The sequence below is a fragment of the Labrys okinawensis genome, from assembly GCF_002982075.1.
Taxonomy (GTDB): Bacteria; Pseudomonadota; Alphaproteobacteria; order Rhizobiales; family Labraceae; genus Labrys; species Labrys okinawensis_A.
In genome coordinates, this window is sequence record NZ_PUEJ01000004.1 from 316748 (window position 1) to 334593 (window position 17846).

Consider the following 17846-nt stretch of genomic DNA (forward strand, 5'->3'; position numbering starts at 1 on the left):
CGCAGCGTCCATGGTTGCCATGGCGTCAGACGTGAAGCTGGACCTGTCCATGCGGATCGCGCGCCACGGGGACCTCGCCAAGGTGGCATTTGCTGCCGAGGTGTCTGTCGTCGCGGCTCAGCCGTGCGCAGTGGATGGGTGACCTTCAACGGTCGGGTTTGTGTTTAAACGTAGGGCTCGAGCGTAGAATCCATGGGGTCACTTTTTGACAAAGTCAGAAGCGAGCAGAATCTTTTTTCAGCTTGGCGGCATGTCAAGCGTAGCGCCCTTAATTCCGATAATCTGGAAATTCGGGGTTTTGCGGCAGAATTTGAATATCAACATCAAAAACATCTACGGCGCTTTGCATGCCAACTTCGCGAAGACCGTTTCCAATTCGATGCGGCCAAGGGCGTTCTTAAAGACAAGAAGAAACGCGTTGCAGATGGGAAGGATCCCCGACCTATTGCGATCGCGACTCTAAAGAATCGTGTAGTCCAACGCGCGATCCTGCAAGTTCTTCAACCACGGCTTACGCGTGACATTCGGAACACCGAAACGCGATATGAGACTGCGGTTGATCCTAAATTAGGAAAAATAAATGAGATTAACAGATCTAAATTTGGTGTAGGAGGATTGCTATTCCCCTATGGTGGGGTTCGACCTGCAATAACTCGCATTACATCTTCCATAAATGCAGGATCTAGGTATTTTTTTCAATCCGACATTAGGGCGTTCTTTACTAAAATTCCGACTAAAAATGTAGTCGAATTTGTTCGCCGCGAGACTGGTGACGATCAGCTATCTGATCTCTTTGCTGAAGGCCTTAAGATAGAGCTATCGAACAAAGATGAGCTTGAGACTTACGCAAAGCTATTCCCTTCTGGCGGCATTGGTGTAGCTCAAGGATCCTCGCTGTCCGCTTTCGCAGGCAACGTCTTGCTCTTCGAGCTTGATCACGAGCTCAACAGTGAAACCGTTACGTCTGTTCGTTACATCGATGATATTCTTATGGTTTCTTCGTCGGTTGACGAATTGGACAAAGCAATTTCTCATGCTAAGCGGCGCCTGGACGAATTCGGTTTCTCGCTCTACGAGCCGGTTTCCGGTTCTGATAAGGCGGCTCGCGGGGAATGCAGTAACTCTTTCAATTTTCTAGGGTGCACCATTCAGCCGAATAGATGCGTGCCTAGCGCCCGCTCACTTGATAATTTAAGGACAAGTGTAGCATCCACGTTGTCGGCATCAAAACATGCAATTAACGAAACTATTCACTCCAAAAAAGAATTTAATCGCAAAATGGCTCAAAGCGCCGTACTTCAAACATTAGGCAAGAAAATCTTTGGATGGCAAAAATCATTTTCTTTTTGCACAGACACATTGCCTTTCAAACAATTAGATGAATATATTATCGCCCAGATATCTGATTATGAGAATTTTTTGCTTCGCAAATTAGCAAAAATCGATTCTAGAACAAAGATGATGATATTAGGAATTCCATCTGCAGAAGAGTTACACCGACTTACTTAATAACTATTTTTTCGAATACAATTTGCTCACTGTTTGCCTATATTATGCGCCGAAATCCACATCCAGTAAACTGCCGCCACACTGGTCATTCACCTGTCACGGCGTCTCCAGCGGATGCATGTGCTCGATACGCAGCCCGGCGAGATCCGAAGCCTGGGAGAATTCGTCGAGATCGACGCTGAGCGTCCCCGGCTGCCTGAGGCGATAGAGACCGAGCTTGACATATTGCGTCCCGGGATCGGCCTTGGGATCGATGGGCGGCCGGGTGCCGAAATCGCCGCTGACCCGCACGATCTTCCGGCCGTCGGCCCAGACTTCGAGCAGGGCGCCGACAGGCCTGCCGAACGAGTCGTAATGCGAACCCCTGATATGATAGACCATGTCGACCCAGGCATCCCTCGGCGTCGGCAGCGCCCGGTTCGACACCGGCTCGATGCGGACCAGGTGACAGCCGAGATAATTCTCCGGGGCGGACAGGAAGGCGAGCCCTTGCAGGTAATCGGCGGCACGGTTCTCCCCGCTGCGTCGGTCCTCCAGCTCCTTGCCCGGCAACGGCGCCGGCAAGGGTGCGTTGGCCGGCATCACGCCGGTCAGGACCTCCGCCTGCCGCTGCTGCCCGATTCTGCCCCGTATCAGCGCGACGGCCTGTTCGCGCACCCGATCGTCGGAGGCGTCGAGGGAGGCGAGAAATTCCTGGGCCTGGAGCACCTCGGCCACATTGCTGCGGTCCGTCGCGACGAGGCACCGCCCATTGGCCGTTTCCACGGTGATATGGAAAATGCCGTCATCGTAGCGCTGCGCCACGAACGGGCTGTCATTGCCCGGCCCCTTCCATTGGCCGATGACCGTGCGGTGGCTGCCTGAGACAGCGACCTGCCCCCGGATACGGAGGCTGAAGGCATACCAGCTGTCGGAGCCGTAAGGGAGCGCCTGCTTCTTCGCGACCTGCAATTCGGCCCGCTGGCAGCCGCCCGCAGGCGCTTCCTCAAGCGGGCAATCATTGCCGCCGTCGGCGTCCGTCGTGACGATCGAGACGGCGCCCGCGGTTCCGCCGCTGCCGGGGAAGAGAGGCTGCACCTGCTTCGACGGATAACCCCCGACGAACTTGCCGAAGCTCCACGAGGTCGGATCGGCGCTGCCGCTGTCGAAACCGTCATGGAGATCGCCGGCCCGGCAGCCTCCGGCCAGACTCGACGAAATCAGCAAGCCGGCAATCAACCACCGCATGCGGTGCCTCCCAATTCCGCGAACATCAGGCAAAGCCAAGGCGGAGTCAAAACAAGGGACCGGAATTACAATGGCGGTTTACTGATTTTTCTGCCTCATACACTCTATCGTCCGTGCTGGTCATGTTGAAATTGGTCGTTACGACGACAGTACGCTCAATTCCGGTGCTGTCGGCGTGGACGGCCTCGCACGGCATATTGCCGGGCCCATGATACCCATGCCATGCTACCCGGGCCGCGACAGACACCAGCCCGGCGCCGGGCCAGGAGATCGGAATGCCCACGCACAAAACCTACGCATTCGTCGCCGCGGCGATGCTGCTTGCCGGCGGAACCCAGGCTGCAAGGGCGGCCGAGGCCGTGCCGGCCGCGCTGCAGCCGCCGGCCGGCTACACGCTTGTTTTCACCGCCAAGGCCAGGGGCCTGCAGGTCTATACCAGCACGGCGGAAGCCGGCGCGGCGCCCAAATGGGTGCTCGAGGCCCCCGTGGCGGAGCTGGCGGCGAAACAAGGCGCCGTGCATCATTATGCCGGCCCCTCCTGGGAGGCCGCCGACGGCAGCAAGGTCGTGCGCGACAAGGATACGGCCGTGGTGACGGTGCCGGCAAAAAAAGCCAGCGCCGACATCCCCTGGCTGCTCGTCAAGGTCACGGCCGATCCGGCGGCCGGCGCGCTGAGCAAGGTCGGCTATGTGCAGCGCATCGCCACCCATGGCGGCGTCGCCCCGGCCACACCGCCCGTGCGCACCGGCACGAAAGTCGGCGTGCCCTACACCGCGACCTATGCGTTCTTCGCCAAGGCCGACTGAGCCTGCGACAGCGCACTCTGATCGATACGGGCAACTGCGCCCGTCATCCCCTCCCCACGGCCTTCGGCCGTGCCGGGGATGACGGGTCAACTCGACGGGTCGATTTCAACCGGGCGTGACGAGGCGTCAGGAACGCCGCTTCAGCAGGTCGGAGAAGGTCGTCCGCTGCCGTGGCAGCACGAAGGGCACGGCACCGCGCTTGCCCAGGCCGAAGGGATCGCCCGCCACGCGCTCGACGACATGCCCCTCATACAGAGCGATCCCCTCACATTCCCAGTTGCCGCCATAGTTGAGCGTGAGCGGATTGTAGGTATTGGCGCCGTATTGGAAGCAGATGTTGTCCTGGAAACCAGTGGTCGGATCGGCACCGATGAGACGCCAGCGGCCCTGCAGCACGACGGCGTTGCCGGGATACCATAAAGCGGTCCGGCCATCCTTGCTCAGGAACTCGACCTGCGTGCCATGGGCGCTGAACGTCATGTTGGTCGTGCCGCCCTGGAATTTCTTCTTGGTCTCCGCGCTTGGCGGCGTCGTGCTGTTGGCGTTCACGCCGACCAGGGGCGCGCAGCCGGCGATCAAAGCCGACAGCCCGAATACCAACATGAAGTTCCGCAACATCACCAGCCCCGCAGTAAGACGCCGGTGACTACATCATGTTTTACCTGGAATTGAAACTATAGATGCGTTTCGCTCTCTCCGAGGGGCGAGCCTGAAGAGCCTGGCTCAGAACGGGCAGCAGAACCGCGAAAGTGACAAAAGCGGAGGTTCCCGTGATTTTCGGTCAAGGTCTGAAGACTGCCCTCCACGCGCCTGCGGCCTAAAGGGCGACCAGCGGCCAGAAGCTGATTTTCCTCGACCTCAGAAAGGCCGATTCACCCTGCATCGGGTCCATGTCGGCATAGGTATTGCCCATCCTGTCCTTGTTCCATAGGTCGATATGGCCGCCCCACATCGAGGTTTGTCCCTTGATGCTGAAATAATGGGTGAACAGGATGATGCCCTGGCGGCCTTCGACGAATTTGAAAGCGGCAAGGCCCGGCATCGGTTCGGGCGAGAACGGGGGCTTCGCTTCCCAGACATAGGCCTTTCCCTTGGCCCAGGACCAGGTCGGAAAATCATAGGGGTTCGAAAAATGATGCCGGTGATCGGCGCCGGGAAGCTGGCAGGACGAGCCCCAGCATCCCTTGAAGGACACCCCGCTCAGATGCAGCGCCTCGCAGAGCCGGACGAAACACTGCATGTTGCGCAGCGGGGCCCCGCCGTCGTTGCAGGGATAATGCACGGCCCCATTTGCCGGGTTCATCGGATGGTTGTTCCACATCTCCTGAAAGCTGCCGACGGACCGGCCGGCTGCAGCCGGCAAGACGAGCAGCTTCGGATTCGGCTTCACGCTGATGGGCAGGGACGGCGCGTAGGTGGCGCCCATCTTCCCTGCCCTGGAAACCCAGTAGAAAGCGTCCAGCTCGGTCTCGCCGGCGGACCTGCCGCAAATCTGGAAGAAGAAACGTCCCTGTGCCTCGATCGGAACATTGTCCGCCGCGACCTTCGCCATGTCGTAGACGTCGATATATTTCTTCTTGGTCACATCGCCCAGATGAACGCATTGCTGGCTGAAGGCGATGTCCGCATTTCTCGCAACCACGCCCACTTCGACCATGGGCTGCAGATCGAATTTTTTCAGGCCGACGATCCTTGTCTCACCGACAGCCAGATCGATCCGATGAACCGGCTTGCCGTGAATATCGACGAAATTGTCCATGGAAATTCTCCGCGAGCCCGATCCTCGAACAACCTGTGCGTTGAATTCGCTTCGCCGATACCGTGAATTGCGGCGACCTATTGCGTATTACTGTGACGGAGCCTTCCGTTTCCGGTGGCCGCCGGACTGCCGGGCACGGAACTCGGCCTGAAGCCGGCCCGCATTGCCGCCGGTCCATCTCAGCTTTTGCATCGATTGTCCTGCGTCGCGATGGTCTGCCTGTACTGCGTGATCAAGCGATGGAAGATCTTCGGCGGATCCTCATCCATTGCCCACAAGGACGGATCGGGCTGCGCCAGCGCGATGGTGTGAAAGACGGCGTCCCGCTGGTAATCCAATAGATATTCCAACTTGTCGCTCACGCGCATCGCATTGGGCCCGAAGCCGCAACTTTCATACAGGCTATTGGCGGCGACGATCGCCGTGATGTCCCAAAGATCGTTTCGCTGCAGCAGGGGGACCGCGTTGACCCCTCGCGTGAATAGGCCGTCCAGATATTTGAAGGCTTCCGGAGACAGCAAGGGTTTGGATTTCAAAGCGTAGAGATACAAGGCCGTGAGATCGGTGCGCCGCAGTGGAAGGTCCCATTTGTCCCTCCCCTGCACCTCCTGGACGTCACAGAGGACGCCATCTCCCCATGTGCGGCAATCCGTCCCCGCACTGTAGCCCTTCGATTGCAGCCACCCGAGAATTTGGGGATGCACGACGTTCAGATCCGAAATACTCAGGGCAATGGTTCTTCTCTCGACTTCCGTATCGAAGAGCTGTTTTGCCTGCTTGTCCTGGTCGTCCTTCCAGATTTTGTATCCAGAGAAGCCCGATGACGCCAGAATAATGAAAATAATGCCGTATTTCACCCAGCGAGGCGGCTTGTCCCAGATCGCTCCAGCGAGACCGCCGAGGAGGGTGAAGAGCAATGAGACATATTCCATTCCCGCCTCCACATCTTCATCGCCTGGAACGAGGCCCGGCCGAGGCATTCGGGATGACCACCACCACGGGCCGAATACCCCGTGCATAACGCCCCGCCTGTGGCGCGGACATCCAAGTCACGGACCTGTCATGGCGCCGGCATTGCGGATTGCGGATCCATAGTGAAGACGGATGCCGTGACAGCCCCGTGAAAAGCAGCGCGCATCCATCAAAACAGTCGTTGAAAACATCGCCCGCCGGTGCGTTACTTATCGGCGAACTATCCATGCCTGAAATACCCGGCTTCGTAGCAGAAGACCTCGCTCTGCATCGCATCCGTGCGCGTCTATTGTGATGATCGATTCCGGAAAGCATCGCTTTTCCGACCGTGAACTCCTGAATTCTTTTCGCGTCACGATGCAGTGCGGGGCCAGGGAAGTAAAAACCGCACGACCACCAATATCCGCCTGAGACCTGCTGTCCGATGGGGAGGGGCTGCCATGGCTGATTGCATCGTGATTTCGCAAGCATCGCTTTTTCCGGATCCCGACGATTCCTCCGTGGCGCTCGTCAGCCTTTCGGCGGGGGATCGGGTTTCGCAGCTGCGGGAGTTGTCGAGCTGGGCCAAGGTTTCGTTCACCGACAAGGCCGTCCAGACCTATCTCGGCTGGCTGCACGCCGACATGCTGAAGATCGCGCAGGCGACAGTGTTCAAGCTCTATGACGAGCCGCTGGGCACACCGAGGTCCGTGACGGGCAGCATCATCGAGGAACGCGCCCAGCTGCCGCCCTGGAAGAAGGTGCGGATCCGGCTGGAGGACGGCAGCGCCGCCGAAGGCTGGATCTACACCAGCGACCGGCCGGCCGGCGGCGGCGACACCGGCGGAGAGGATGTCTCAGGGCCGGGTTCCGATGCCGGCGACGAACTCAGCCTGGGGCCGAACGAGATCTATCGCGCGTCCCTCCTGAAGGCCCACGGCATCACCGATATCGACACCGCCGCGCTCGCCGCCCTCATCGATGCCGAGGCGGCGAAACTGCCGGGCGGCCAGTGGAACAGCAACTCCAAGGCCGGCACCAGCAGCGCGGCCGGGCTCACGCAATTCCTCGACAGCACCTGGATCTCGCATGCGATCAACCGGAAGACGCTGCTGAACCAGGTCTGCAAGGCCAGGGGCTTCATCAGCGCCGCCAACGACGTGGTGGCCGCGCGCAAGCAGGCCCTGCTCGACCTGCGCTTCGATCCGGAGCTCGCGATCGTCTCGGCGGCCGAATATGGGTCGTTCAACCTGGGCGCCCTGATCGCCGAAGGGCTGGTCGACGACCAGATCGGCGACGACGAGAAGGCCCGCTTCATCTATATCGCCCACCATGAAGGGCTCGGCGGGGCGCAGGCCTTCCTGAAGCAGACGGCATCCTACACCTTTAGCGACCTGGTCACCCAGATCGGGCGCAGCAAGGCGCAGGCCTATGTCGACGCCGCCGGCGGCGACACCACCCGGGCCTACCGGACCTGGCTGAACGACTATCTCGACAGCCATATCGTGCCCGCCAAGTTCCGCAAAAGCGGCACCGCGGCGGCGGGCGGCGGCACGACCTCGCTGTCGCAATTCGACGGCGCCGCCATCCCGGTGGCCGATCTGGGCGGCAAGACCAGCCTGGTCAAGGCGATCCAATGGCGGCTCTCGGAGTTGGGCTTTCTTGATCCGCCCGCCGACGGCAAATTCGGCCCGGTCTCGCTCTGGGCGCTGAGCGAATTCTGCGACCTGAACGGCATCTCACTCGCCGGCGGCTTCAGCGGCGCCATCGCCCGCCGGCTGCTCGAGCCGACGGCGTTCCTGCCGGAGATCGCCGCGACCGGAACCTGGTTCGACAAGGTCATCGCCTATATGAAGGCGCAGAAATACTTCATCTGCCGCCATCCCGACTGCCGGAACATCGCCTATCTCGAAGGGGTGGACGCGGACGGCACGCTGAATGACGACCGGCACAACGTCTTCAACGACCTTCGGATCGTCTTCGCCATCGACAGGAACGGACGCCCGGATTTCAAGGACTCGCTCTGGGAGGGCACCACCGAGCCGGGCGATTTCTGGACCATCCATCCGATGAACCCTGGAGGCGCGGCCAGGATCGCCTTCAACCAGTACAAGGCCTGGGTGGTCGGCACCCACCATGCCGGCTCGCCGTCCGCCCATGAGGCCCTCGTCCAGGCCGAGCCTGTCGGCGTCTTCCGGGACCTCAACAAGGACTTCAAGCGCACCGGCGACCGCCTGGACACCGGCCTGTTCGCCATCAACCAGCATTGGGGCTACGACGCGCCCCAGGGCGACCTCGGACGCACCAGCGCCGGCTGCCTCGTCGGCCGCGCCAAGAACGGCCACCGCCAGTTCATGGCGCTGATCAAGGCCGATCCGCGCTACGGCGTGAACCGCGGCTACAAATTCATGTCCGCCATCATGCCGGGCGACAAGGTGCTGGCCTGAGGGGATGGGGAATTGGTGACCTTCGGCTCATGCGTTCTCGCCAGCGCCGCTCCTCACCATGGTTTCCACCAGGGCTTCTTCGCCGCGGGGGGCTTGATGATGCCCTCGACCTTGGCGATCCGCCGCTGTGCATCGAAGGCGAGTGTGACTTCCGCGCCATCGGCTTCCCGCGTGGCCGAGAGCTGTGCAGGCTCCGCCTTCAGCGCAAAGCCCTGCTGGCGCAGGAAGTTCTCGGCCATGATGCGGTGATCGAGTTCGAAATTGCTGACGACCTGCATCAGCACCGTGTTCACCCGCTCCGGCGCCACCGGCGCGCGGATCGAGGCGGGCAGGTTGTCGAGCAGGAGAAAGACGGCGCCCCCTTGATAAGACGCCCGGTAATAGCAGCTCCTGTCCAGGAGGGCGCCGCACAGCATGGCGAGCATGTGATCGGTGACGGTGCCGAGCATGAATTTCGGCTCGACGAATTCCCCGATGCCGCGCTGGCGGCCAATGTCCCTGATGCGCAGGCTGGCCGCGAGGACCGAGGCCGGCAGGTCGCTCTGCTGGTTGGCCCAGGCCCACAGCCAGCTGTTGTCCTGTTCCGAGCAGGTGCCGAGAACCTGGATCGGGAAGGAAAGATCGCTGCCGAAGGCAATCTCGCCGCGCCCGATGTCGACGCTCCAGGGGCGGTCGCCCACCAGATCGCCGAGCGCCAATTGCCGGGCGAAGGCGGAACCGGCTTCCGCGGAGAACAGGTCGTTCAGGCTGGTGGTCATTGCTGCTGTCCTGGATTGCCGCATGCGGGGGCCGATCGGGCTGACCGGGCCGCCGCATTTCTGCATCTGGATCACGACGGTGCAATGTCGAAGGGAACATGGCGCCCTATCATCACGCTGCCGAGGGCCGACTAGGCGGCAAGCGGCGTTGAACCGCCGTCGGCTTTTCAGCTACCCTCCCCTCGTGACCCGAGGAGACCACCATGCGTTCGCTGTTCCACCTTGCCTATCACGTCACCGATCTCGACGAGGCCCGCCGCTTCTATGGCGAGGTGCTCGGGTGCGAGGAAGGGCGCAGCACGCAGAGCTGGGTGGATTTCGACTTTTTCGGCCACCAGATTTCGCTGCATCTCGGCACGCCCTTCGCCACCAGCCGCACCGGCAAGGTCGGCGATCACCTGGTGCCGATGCCACATCTCGGCGTGATCCTGCCGCTCGACGACTGGCTGGCCCTGGCCGCCCGTCTGGAAAAAGCCGGCATCGCCTTCGAGATCCCGCCGGTGATCCGCTTCGAGGGCGAGCCCGGCGAGCAGCGCACCATGTTCTTCCGCGACCCGAGCGGCAATCCGATCGAGATCAAGGGCTTCAAGGATTTCGACGGCGTGTTCGCGCGATAGGGACTCAAGCGCGCTTCCATCAAAGCGAACTTTGCACCATCCCGCCGGTTGAACGTGTAAGCATGTAGGTCAGTCTGCAGATTTAAATTTTAAAATGATCTTATATAATATGCAGGAAATCCCACATGTAATTAATGGAAAATAAAAAAACACTGAAAATGGATCGGTCAGGCTCATCGAGCGCACCAGACTACCGCTTCTACCTAGAAACACTATAAACCAAGCACAGATAAACACTGAAGACAAATCCAAGGCATTTGTATACTTAAATAAACCCCTATTCGCCAAACAATACCTAAGCATCAAAGCAAAAATAAAAATAAGAACGAAAGGGACGATAAGAACTAACCCAATTATCATTAAAAATGTAGAGTATTCCTTGTAGGATGGACTGAAAAATATCGCTGCGGCTACAACACCGCAAAGATAAGAGCCCATCGCGGCGGGAAAACTCTCATCTGGAAAGCGAGCTCTCATCTCTGCACAGTACATTCGGGCTTCTCCGAGGATGGCTGCGCAGTATATTAAATCACATCGGAAAGGATAACAGCCTTATCAGGCCGCCCTGCATATCGCTCCCGCTCGGGTGGCTGGGATCCATCGCAAGTCGCGTCGCCCCATCGGTCGTGCAAAACTTCCTCTTGCAGGGGTTCTCTGGATCGGAATGTGCCGTGGGCAAGAACACCAAATGCTTGGAATCCATCGAAAAGACGGGCGCCCTCTCAGGCGCCCGTCGTCACGCAGCCGGTGCCGAACGATCCTACCAGACCGCCTGCACCTCCGGGGCCTTGCGCTTGAGATGCACCTGCGCATCGACATGGTCGACCCAGTCCAGCGGCACGAAATGATGCACGCCATCGGGCGAGGTATTCTTGGCGAGCCTGATCTGGTCGTCGCCAAGATCGTCGACCGTGCCGATATTCACGCCATCGGAGGTGATGACCTCCATGTTCTCGCGGATGTCGCCTCCGGCCGCCGCGGAGTGTTCGGAGGAAAGCGGCGCGCCGTCCGGGGCCGCAGCCGCATAGCCCGGCCAGCCGCTCTGGCGCCAGCTCTCGGCCCGCGCCGGCAGGTCGATCGAGCCATATTCCTGCATGATCATCCGGGCGGTTTCGATCTGGTGGTTTTCGGCCTCGACTGTGAGCAGCGTGCCGCCGCGACTCAGGCCCTCGCTATAAAGGTAGCGCCGCTCGTCGGGGAAGAAGAAATGCTTGAGCATCGCCCAGAAGCCGCCCTCGTCGCGCCGGTGATCGTAGGAGGTGGCGTCTTCGTCGCGCACATAGTCGGAACTCTCGTCTTTCGTATTGAGCGTGATCTGGTCGCGGGCAAACCCGGCCGACAGCAATTGCTCGAATGCGGCTTGGGCATCGGATCGATTGTCGTAGAAGCCGGTGATGATCTCGGTCATGGCAGTCTTCCTTTGCATCCGACCGTGGAGGCCACGGGTCTTGGGTGAGAGGACATTTCACCCAAGACAATCCCCGAACGGCGTCTGCGTTCCATCGAAAGTGCAAATCGCCGGCGGGAAAGGATCGAGTACGGAGCCGGAATCCCTGCTCTCGGCGGCTCTTTTGAGCGACAGGAACGCATCTGCAGCGTGGCCGATCTCAAGATCGGCGCTCCGCGCTCCCGCCCGCCGTCCGGCTTTCGGTCACCATGAAAGACCGCCTCCCAAAAGTCAGGGCCGCGCCTTTCCTATTCCCGCACCGCCTCCACCACGCCCACGGCGGACTCCGTCGGCACCACGCGAGTGAGGCGGAAACCGGCCCTGGCCAGAAGCTGGCGGTATTCCTCTTCCGTGCGCTCCTGGCCGCCGGGCAGCGCCAGCATCACCATGTCCAGCAGCTTGCCGGGATGGGGCGCGTCACCGGCGGGCAGCACCATCTCGACAAGCAGGAGCCGCCCATCGGGCTGCATCGCCTTGTGGACATGGCCGAGGATGGCGAGGCACTGAGCCTCACTCCAGTCATGAATGACATGGGAGAGCACATAGGCATCGCCGCCGGCGGGAACCGTCTCGAAGAAGTCGCCGGGCTCGATCGTGACGCGTTCCCTCACGCCGCGCGCCTCGAGGAGCGCCGGCGCCTCGGCCACCACATAGGGCCGGTCGAACAGGACGCCGCGCGGTCCCGGATGCCGGGCCAGGATCGTGCCGAGCAGATTGCCGGTGGCTCCGCCCACATCGACGATGGTGCCGAACGACGAGAAGTCGTAAGCCGCGGCGACGGCCTCCGGTTCCTGGCCATTCACGCCGACCATGGTCTCGCTGAACAGGGAGGCTTCCTCCGGATGCTGGCCGAGATAGTCGAACACCGGCATGCCATGCACCTTCTCGAAGGCTGTCTTGCCGGTCTGCAGCGAATAGATGATCTCGTCGAGGGGGCCGACGAACCAGGGACTGCCGAAGGTCAGCACCGTGGACCGTGCGGCACCCGGTGCACCGGTCCTGAGCGCCTCCCCCAGCTCCGTCAGGGCGAAACGCTGGCCGGTGCGTTCGCCGAGGACGCCCAGGCTGGCCAGGCAGCGCATGAAGCGGTGCAGCGAGGGCGCGTGCAGGCCAAGGGGCTCGGCCAGCTCTTCGGCACTGCGCGGACCGGCGACGAGGTGATCGGCAAGCCCCAGTTTGGCCGCCGCCCAGACCATGCGCGAGACCCAGTTGCCCATCGCAATCTGGATCAGCTTGACAGGCGGGGGAGGCTCCTGGACCGGCGGGGAGATGGGCTGGGCTGAATCTGCGCGGGCCTTGTCGTCCATGGCGCCTCTCCGAGGTGGCTTGTAATGGACCAGATCTGCAATCCAAAATAGCATGAGTGGCGATGCCCCGCACGGAATTGATAGGGTTGGATCCTACCATTCCGGAGCAGCCCCCTCCTTCTGCTCAAGGGTGGCCGACCACCGCAAACAGCGCTTCAACCTTGCTAAGGCCTTCCGTTACCTCGGAATTCTCTACGGTAATCGCGGAGAAAAGCGTTAGGTTTCCGCGAACCCGTCCTGCCTCGAAGTGGGCTCGAAGCTCTGTCGCCGAACAGGCCAGGAGTGATCGCTCCTTCAGCGGGAAAATGACCTGAAGCAAATGTTAGCATACGAACAAACATTATTGAGACGCCCTTATGAAACGGTATTTTCTGCAATACTACTTGAATGTACTCCCTCGATCCGGTTGACATTGCAAAAAGTGCGTATAATCTTCGCCATCAACGACCCTATTACAGGGAAGAATGGAAGTTGGGGATGTCAATCGCCAGCGTCATTGCCGCCCCAGGCAGAGACCAGCGCGATTTTCGACCTTGATGACCGGATAAAACTGAAATCTAAGGGAGGTTTTCGGACCTCCCTTTTTTATTGCCGTAGGGTTATTTCAAGAGCATCACGACAAAAAGAAGCCCGTTCTGGCAAGAGGAATGCGGCAATCATAACCAGCGATGCCACTCTCCGCGCTCATCCCCACCTGCGGAGACCTCCGCCCTGCTTTCGGCGGCCGCGTTGACGTAGCGGCCCATGTCGCAGGTCAGCCCGCGACGCGTCCCTTCCCCGCCATCAGCCTCACGCAGGCGGCCGTCAGCGCAACCATGGCGACATAACCGACGGCAAGAGGGATTACGGTACCATCGAACACCTGGCCGATCAGGATACCGATCGCGGCGCCCGGCACCATCTGGAGGAAGCCCTGGGTCGAGGCGGCGGTGCCCGCCACTTCGCCGAGCGGCTCCATGGCCAGGGCGCCGAAATTCGATAGAATCATGCTGAAGACCAGGAATTGCACCGCGCTGAGCCCGAAGAACAGCCAGAGCGGCAGCGCATGCAGCAAGGCTGCGACGAGGATGGTCAGGGCCGCCGCGCCGAACACGCCGAGCGCCAGCCAGGACAGGAGCCGCATGCCGTAGCGGTTGACCAGTTGCGCATTCACCATGCCTCCCAACGCCGAACAGGCCGCGCCGCCCGCGAAGAACAGCGGGAACATTGCCTCGACGCCGAAGACGTCGCGATAGATCTGCTGGGAAGAATTGAGGAAGCCCATCAGCGCACCGAACAAGGCCGCCATGCCGATGATGTAGGCGAGCGAAATCCGGTTGGCGAAGACGATGCCGAAGCCTTCGATCACGGCCTTGAGGCTGAGCGGGCGCTTATGCTCGGGCTGCAGCGTCTCCGGCAGGCGCCACCAGACCCAGGCGATCACGATCGCTCCCCACCCCGCCATGAAGCCGAACAGGCCGCGCCAGTCCATCACCGTCATCAGCCCCTGGCCGAGCGAGGGCGCGAGGATGGGCGAGAGCATCAGCACGGTGAACACCAGTGACATGATCTTCGCCATCTGGTTGCCGGCGAAGACGTCGCGCACCAGCGCAGTGGCGATCACGGCAGAGGCCGCCGCGCCGCTCCCCTGGATGAATCGCAGGGCAACCAGGGCATTGAAGTTCGAGGTCGAGAAGGCGAACAAGGCCGCCACGCAATAGATGCCGAGCCCGACCAGCAGCGGCCCGCGCCGGCCGAAACGATCGGACAGAGGCCCGAATACGAGTTGAAGCAGGCCGAAGCCGAGCAGATAGGCCGGGATCACCAATTGCCGCCGGTTGGGATCGGCTTCGCCGAGGCTGGCACCGATCTGCTGCAGGCCCGGCAGCATGATGTCGATCGCAAAGGCGTTGACGGCAACCAGGCTGGCCACCAGCACGATGAATTCCGTGCGCCCGAGCCTGCCCACCACGGGCACGCGGCTTGTCGTATCGGTCATGATGGGATTCCTATGAGTGGCTTTTCATAGGATGATTCCGGTGCCCGCCGATAGGGTCTGGCGGGCGGGCCGGCGGTGTCACCTTGCGTCCTTACAGCCCGGCGAGCCGCGCCCTGCCCGCTGGGCTGATCGCCACCTTGGTGCGTTGCGTGCGCGCCTGGCGTTCCACCACGTCGAGCCAGCGTCCCTCCTCGGTGAGTTCGTGCGCGGCGCGGATCACCAGGGCATGCTCTACCTCGAACAGCCTGGCGAAGCTGCGGGTATCGTCGGCGATATCCAGGGTCACGGCAGCGAGGATGACGCCGTCGAGCGGCGAAAGGCGCGGGTCGAGCCGCCGGATCGCCTCGATCGTGGCCAGCAGATCCTCTTCTTCCTCGCTCATGCGGCCACCGCCACCCGACGCCGCAGCGAGACCAGCACCGATTTGGAGGTCGGCGTATCGCTCTCCTCGCCGGCGCTGGACAAGGGCACCAGCACGTTCGCCTCGGGGTAATAGCCCGCGATGCAGCCGCGCGGGATGTCGTAGGAAACCAGGCGGAAATTCTCAGCGACACGGGTGATGCCGTCATCGTGCTCGCCGACGAGATCGACGGAGTCACCGGGCGCAGCGCCGATGGCGGCAATGTCGTCAGGATGGATGAAGATCACCCGGCGCTCGCCCTTGATGCCGCGGTAGCGATCGTCATGGCCGTAGATCGTGGTGTTGTACTGATCGTGCGAGCGGAAGGTCTGCAGCACGAACACGCCCTTGCGCCCCCGCGCCTGCTGGAACGCCGTCGCCTCCGGCAGGGGCACGGCGGCGAAATTGGCGCGCCCGGTCGGCGTGTTCCATTCGCGCTCGGCCGCGGCGTTGCGCAGATGGAAGCCGCGGGGCTTACGCACCCTCACATTATAGTCCTCGAAGCCGGGAATGGTGCGGGCGATCCTGTCGCGTATGAGGTCGTGATTGTCGGCAAGCGCCGCCCAGTCGACCTTGTCCGACCCGACGGTCGCGGCGGCGATGCCGGCGACGATGGCGACTTCCGAGCGCAATTCCCTGGAGGCCGGCGGATTGATGCCGCCCGAGCCGTGCACCATACTCATCGAATCCTCGACCGTGACGATCTGGATCTTGCCGGCGCTGTTGCGATCGACCTCGGTGCGGCCGAGGCAGGGCAGCAGATAGGCGGCACGCCCCGGCATCAGATGCGAGTGGTTGAGCTTGGTAGCGATGTGGACGGTGAGGTCGCAGGCCCGGAGCGCCTTTTCCACCAGGGGCGAATCCGGCGTGGCACGGGCGAAATTGCCGCCGAGCCCGACAAAGGCCTTGGAGCTGCCGTCGAGCATCGCGCCGATGGCGGCGAGCACGTTGTGGCCGTCGGCGCGCGGCGGCTCGAAGCCGAATTCGCGGGCCAGCGCATCGAGAAAGGCGGCCGGCGGCTTCTCGTTGATGCCGACGGTGCGGTCGCCCTGCACGTTGGAATGCCCGCGCACCGGGCACAGACCCGCGCCGGGACGGCCGACATGGCCGCGCAGCAGCAGAAGGTTGGCGATCTCGCGGATGGTGGCCACCGAATGGAGATGCTGCGTCACGCCCATGGCCCAGGTACAGATCACCTTCTCGGCCGACAGATAAATGTCGGCGGCCGTCTCGATCTCGACCTGCGTCAGGCCCGACTGGTCCTCGATCTCCTCCCAGCTCGTCGCGTCGACAGCGGCACGATAGGCGGCAAGGCCATGGGTGTGCTCGGCCAGGAAGGCTTCGTCCAGCAGGCTCGGCCGGCCCGCGGCGCGCTCGGCGTCGTCGCGGGCGAACACGGTCTTGGCCATGCCGCGAAAGGCGGCCATGTCCCCGCCGAGGCGCGGCTGGAAATAGTCGCTCGCGACCGGCTTGGAGCCGCCGCGCAGCATTTCGAGCTTGTCCTGCGGATCGGCGAAGCGTTCGAGGCCCCGCTCGCGCACCGGGTTGAACACCACCACGCGGGCACCGCGCATCGCCGCACGCCTGAGGTCACCGAGCATGCGGGGATGGTTGGTGCCGGGATTCTGGCCGACAACGAAGATGGCGTCCGCCTCCTCGAAATCCTCCAGCAGCACCGTGCCCTTGCCGACGCCGATGGCCTGGCGCAGGGCGACGCCGCTCGCCTCGTGGCACATGTTCGAGCAGTCCGGGAAATTGTTGGTGCCGTAGAGCCGCACGAAGAGCTGATAGAGGAAGGCGGCCTCATTACTGGCCCGGCCCGACGTATAGAACTCGGCCTGGTTCGGATCGGCCAGCGCGTTGAGATGAGCGCCGATTTCGCGAAAGGCCTCGTCCCAGGTGATCGCCTCATAGCGGTCGCTGGCCTGGTCGTAGCGCATCGGGTGGGTCAGCCGGCCCTGGGCCTCCAGCTCGTAATCGGTCCAGCGGCTCAACTCGGCGAGCGTGTGCTCCCGGAAGAAGACCGGCGTGGTGCGCTTGTCCGTCGACTCCCAGGCCACGGCCTTGACGCCGTTCTCGCAGAACTCGAAGGAGGAGCCATGCTCGGGGTCACCCCAGGCGCAGCCGGGACAGTCGAAGCCGTCGGGCTGGTTCGCCTTCAGCATGGTGCGCGCGCCTGTCAGGGGCGAGCCGCTCGCCAGCAGATGCCGGCCGCAGCTCTTGAGCGCTCCCCAGCCACCGGCGGCTGCCTTGCGAAGCCCGCTCTTGCTGGCCTCGGTCTTGGTGGTCTCGGTCATGGAGGGCTCGCGACGATCTGAAAAACTGCCCTCGCGACATATGGACGATCCTCGGCTTTATCAAATCGAAATATTCTATCGCGCGATAGGATATCGCCGTCATTCAGTATTTATCGGCAACCCTGTTCATATTTATACGAATTACAAACTGCGTACACGATCAGCTGCCAGTCATATTGCGCAATAACATGTCGCTATAGACGCATCAGCGACATGAAAACGGGCGTCATGCCTATTTCAAAGGCATCAACTCTCATTACCTCAAGTAGATCTGCACATATTGCATGGCGCGTCAGCGCCACGCTCATACCGGGTCACGACGCAAGCTATTTCAGCAAACGGC

Annotated in this window: 14 protein-coding genes; 4 read left to right on the forward strand and 10 right to left on the reverse strand. The window is 61.7% G+C overall.

The features are described 5' to 3' along the window. The first annotated feature begins 192 nt into the window (after positions 1 to 192). Positions 193 to 1509: a reverse transcriptase domain-containing protein gene (locus tag C5L14_RS11770; protein WP_105862236.1), complete on the forward strand. Its 1317-nt coding sequence runs from the start codon at positions 193 to 195 to the stop codon at positions 1507 to 1509. A gap of 96 nt (positions 1510 to 1605) precedes the next feature. On the opposite strand, the gene C5L14_RS11775 is transcribed toward C5L14_RS11770, so the two are convergent. Further along, complete coding sequence (locus C5L14_RS11775; RefSeq protein WP_105862237.1) at positions 1606 to 2736, reverse strand: heparin lyase I family protein; 1131 nt, start codon at positions 2734 to 2736, stop codon at positions 1606 to 1608. A 275-nt stretch (positions 2737 to 3011) separates the two neighbouring features. Here C5L14_RS11775 and C5L14_RS11780 point away from each other — a divergent pair, with 275 nt between their 5' ends. After that, a complete protein-coding gene (locus tag C5L14_RS11780; RefSeq protein ID WP_105862238.1) occupies positions 3012 to 3542 on the forward strand; it encodes a DUF3455 domain-containing protein in 531 nt (176 codons plus the stop codon). Between the two features lie 126 nt (positions 3543 to 3668). Here the strand turns inward: C5L14_RS11780 and C5L14_RS11785 are convergent, their stop codons facing one another. From C5L14_RS11785 to C5L14_RS11795, 3 genes are all read right to left on the reverse strand, one after another. After that, complete coding sequence (locus tag C5L14_RS11785) at positions 3669 to 4145, reverse strand: hypothetical protein (RefSeq protein ID WP_146126891.1); 477 nt, start codon at positions 4143 to 4145, stop codon at positions 3669 to 3671. A 214-nt stretch (positions 4146 to 4359) separates the two neighbouring features. Beyond that, the gene (locus tag C5L14_RS11790; protein ID WP_105862240.1) at positions 4360 to 5301 is read right to left on the reverse strand and encodes a T6SS effector amidase Tae4 family protein; all 942 of its coding nucleotides are present in this window, start codon (positions 5299 to 5301) and stop codon (positions 4360 to 4362) included. Positions 5302 to 5480: 179 nt separating this feature from the next. Further along, the gene (locus tag C5L14_RS11795; RefSeq protein WP_105862241.1) at positions 5481 to 6233 is read right to left on the reverse strand and encodes a hypothetical protein; all 753 of its coding nucleotides are present in this window, start codon (positions 6231 to 6233) and stop codon (positions 5481 to 5483) included. Positions 6234 to 6713: 480 nt separating this feature from the next. Here C5L14_RS11795 and C5L14_RS11800 point away from each other — a divergent pair, with 480 nt between their 5' ends. Beyond that, the gene (locus C5L14_RS11800) at positions 6714 to 8699 is read left to right on the forward strand and encodes a peptidoglycan-binding domain-containing protein (protein ID WP_105862242.1); all 1986 of its coding nucleotides are present in this window, start codon (positions 6714 to 6716) and stop codon (positions 8697 to 8699) included. Positions 8700 to 8752: 53 nt separating this feature from the next. Here C5L14_RS11800 and C5L14_RS11805 read toward each other — a convergent pair whose 3' ends face one another. After that, complete coding sequence (locus tag C5L14_RS11805) at positions 8753 to 9457, reverse strand: DUF6882 domain-containing protein (protein ID WP_105862243.1); 705 nt, start codon at positions 9455 to 9457, stop codon at positions 8753 to 8755. A gap of 203 nt (positions 9458 to 9660) precedes the next feature. On the opposite strand from C5L14_RS11805, the gene C5L14_RS11810 reads away from it, so the two are divergent. Further along, positions 9661 to 10074 carry a VOC family protein gene (locus C5L14_RS11810; RefSeq protein WP_105862244.1) on the forward strand — a complete coding sequence of 138 codons (414 nt, stop codon included), beginning with the start codon at positions 9661 to 9663 and terminating at the stop codon, positions 10072 to 10074. Between the two features lie 760 nt (positions 10075 to 10834). Here C5L14_RS11810 and C5L14_RS30650 read toward each other — a convergent pair. The 5 genes from C5L14_RS30650 to C5L14_RS11835 all read right to left on the reverse strand — a co-directional run bounded on the left by C5L14_RS30650 (position 10835) and on the right by C5L14_RS11835 (position 17503). Beyond that, on the reverse strand, positions 10835 to 11023 hold the full coding sequence (locus C5L14_RS30650) for a DUF2171 domain-containing protein (RefSeq protein WP_105862580.1): 189 nt from the start codon (positions 11021 to 11023) through the stop codon (positions 10835 to 10837). Between the two features lie 746 nt (positions 11024 to 11769). Next, positions 11770 to 12828 (reverse strand): methyltransferase, encoded by a 1059-nt coding sequence (locus C5L14_RS11820; protein ID WP_105862245.1) that lies wholly within the window; start codon positions 12826 to 12828, stop codon positions 11770 to 11772. Between the two features lie 754 nt (positions 12829 to 13582). After that, a complete protein-coding gene (locus C5L14_RS11825) occupies positions 13583 to 14806 on the reverse strand; it encodes a multidrug effflux MFS transporter (RefSeq protein WP_105862246.1) in 1224 nt (407 codons plus the stop codon). Positions 14807 to 14897: 91 nt separating this feature from the next. Further along, complete coding sequence (locus tag C5L14_RS11830) at positions 14898 to 15188, reverse strand: hypothetical protein (RefSeq protein ID WP_105862247.1); 291 nt, start codon at positions 15186 to 15188, stop codon at positions 14898 to 14900. Further along, positions 15185 to 17503, reverse strand: a complete 2319-nt coding sequence (locus C5L14_RS11835; RefSeq protein WP_105862248.1) for an FdhF/YdeP family oxidoreductase — start codon at positions 17501 to 17503, stop codon at positions 15185 to 15187. Before C5L14_RS11835 ends, C5L14_RS11830 begins: the two co-directional genes overlap by 4 nt. Positions 17504 to 17846: the final 343 nt, after the last annotated feature.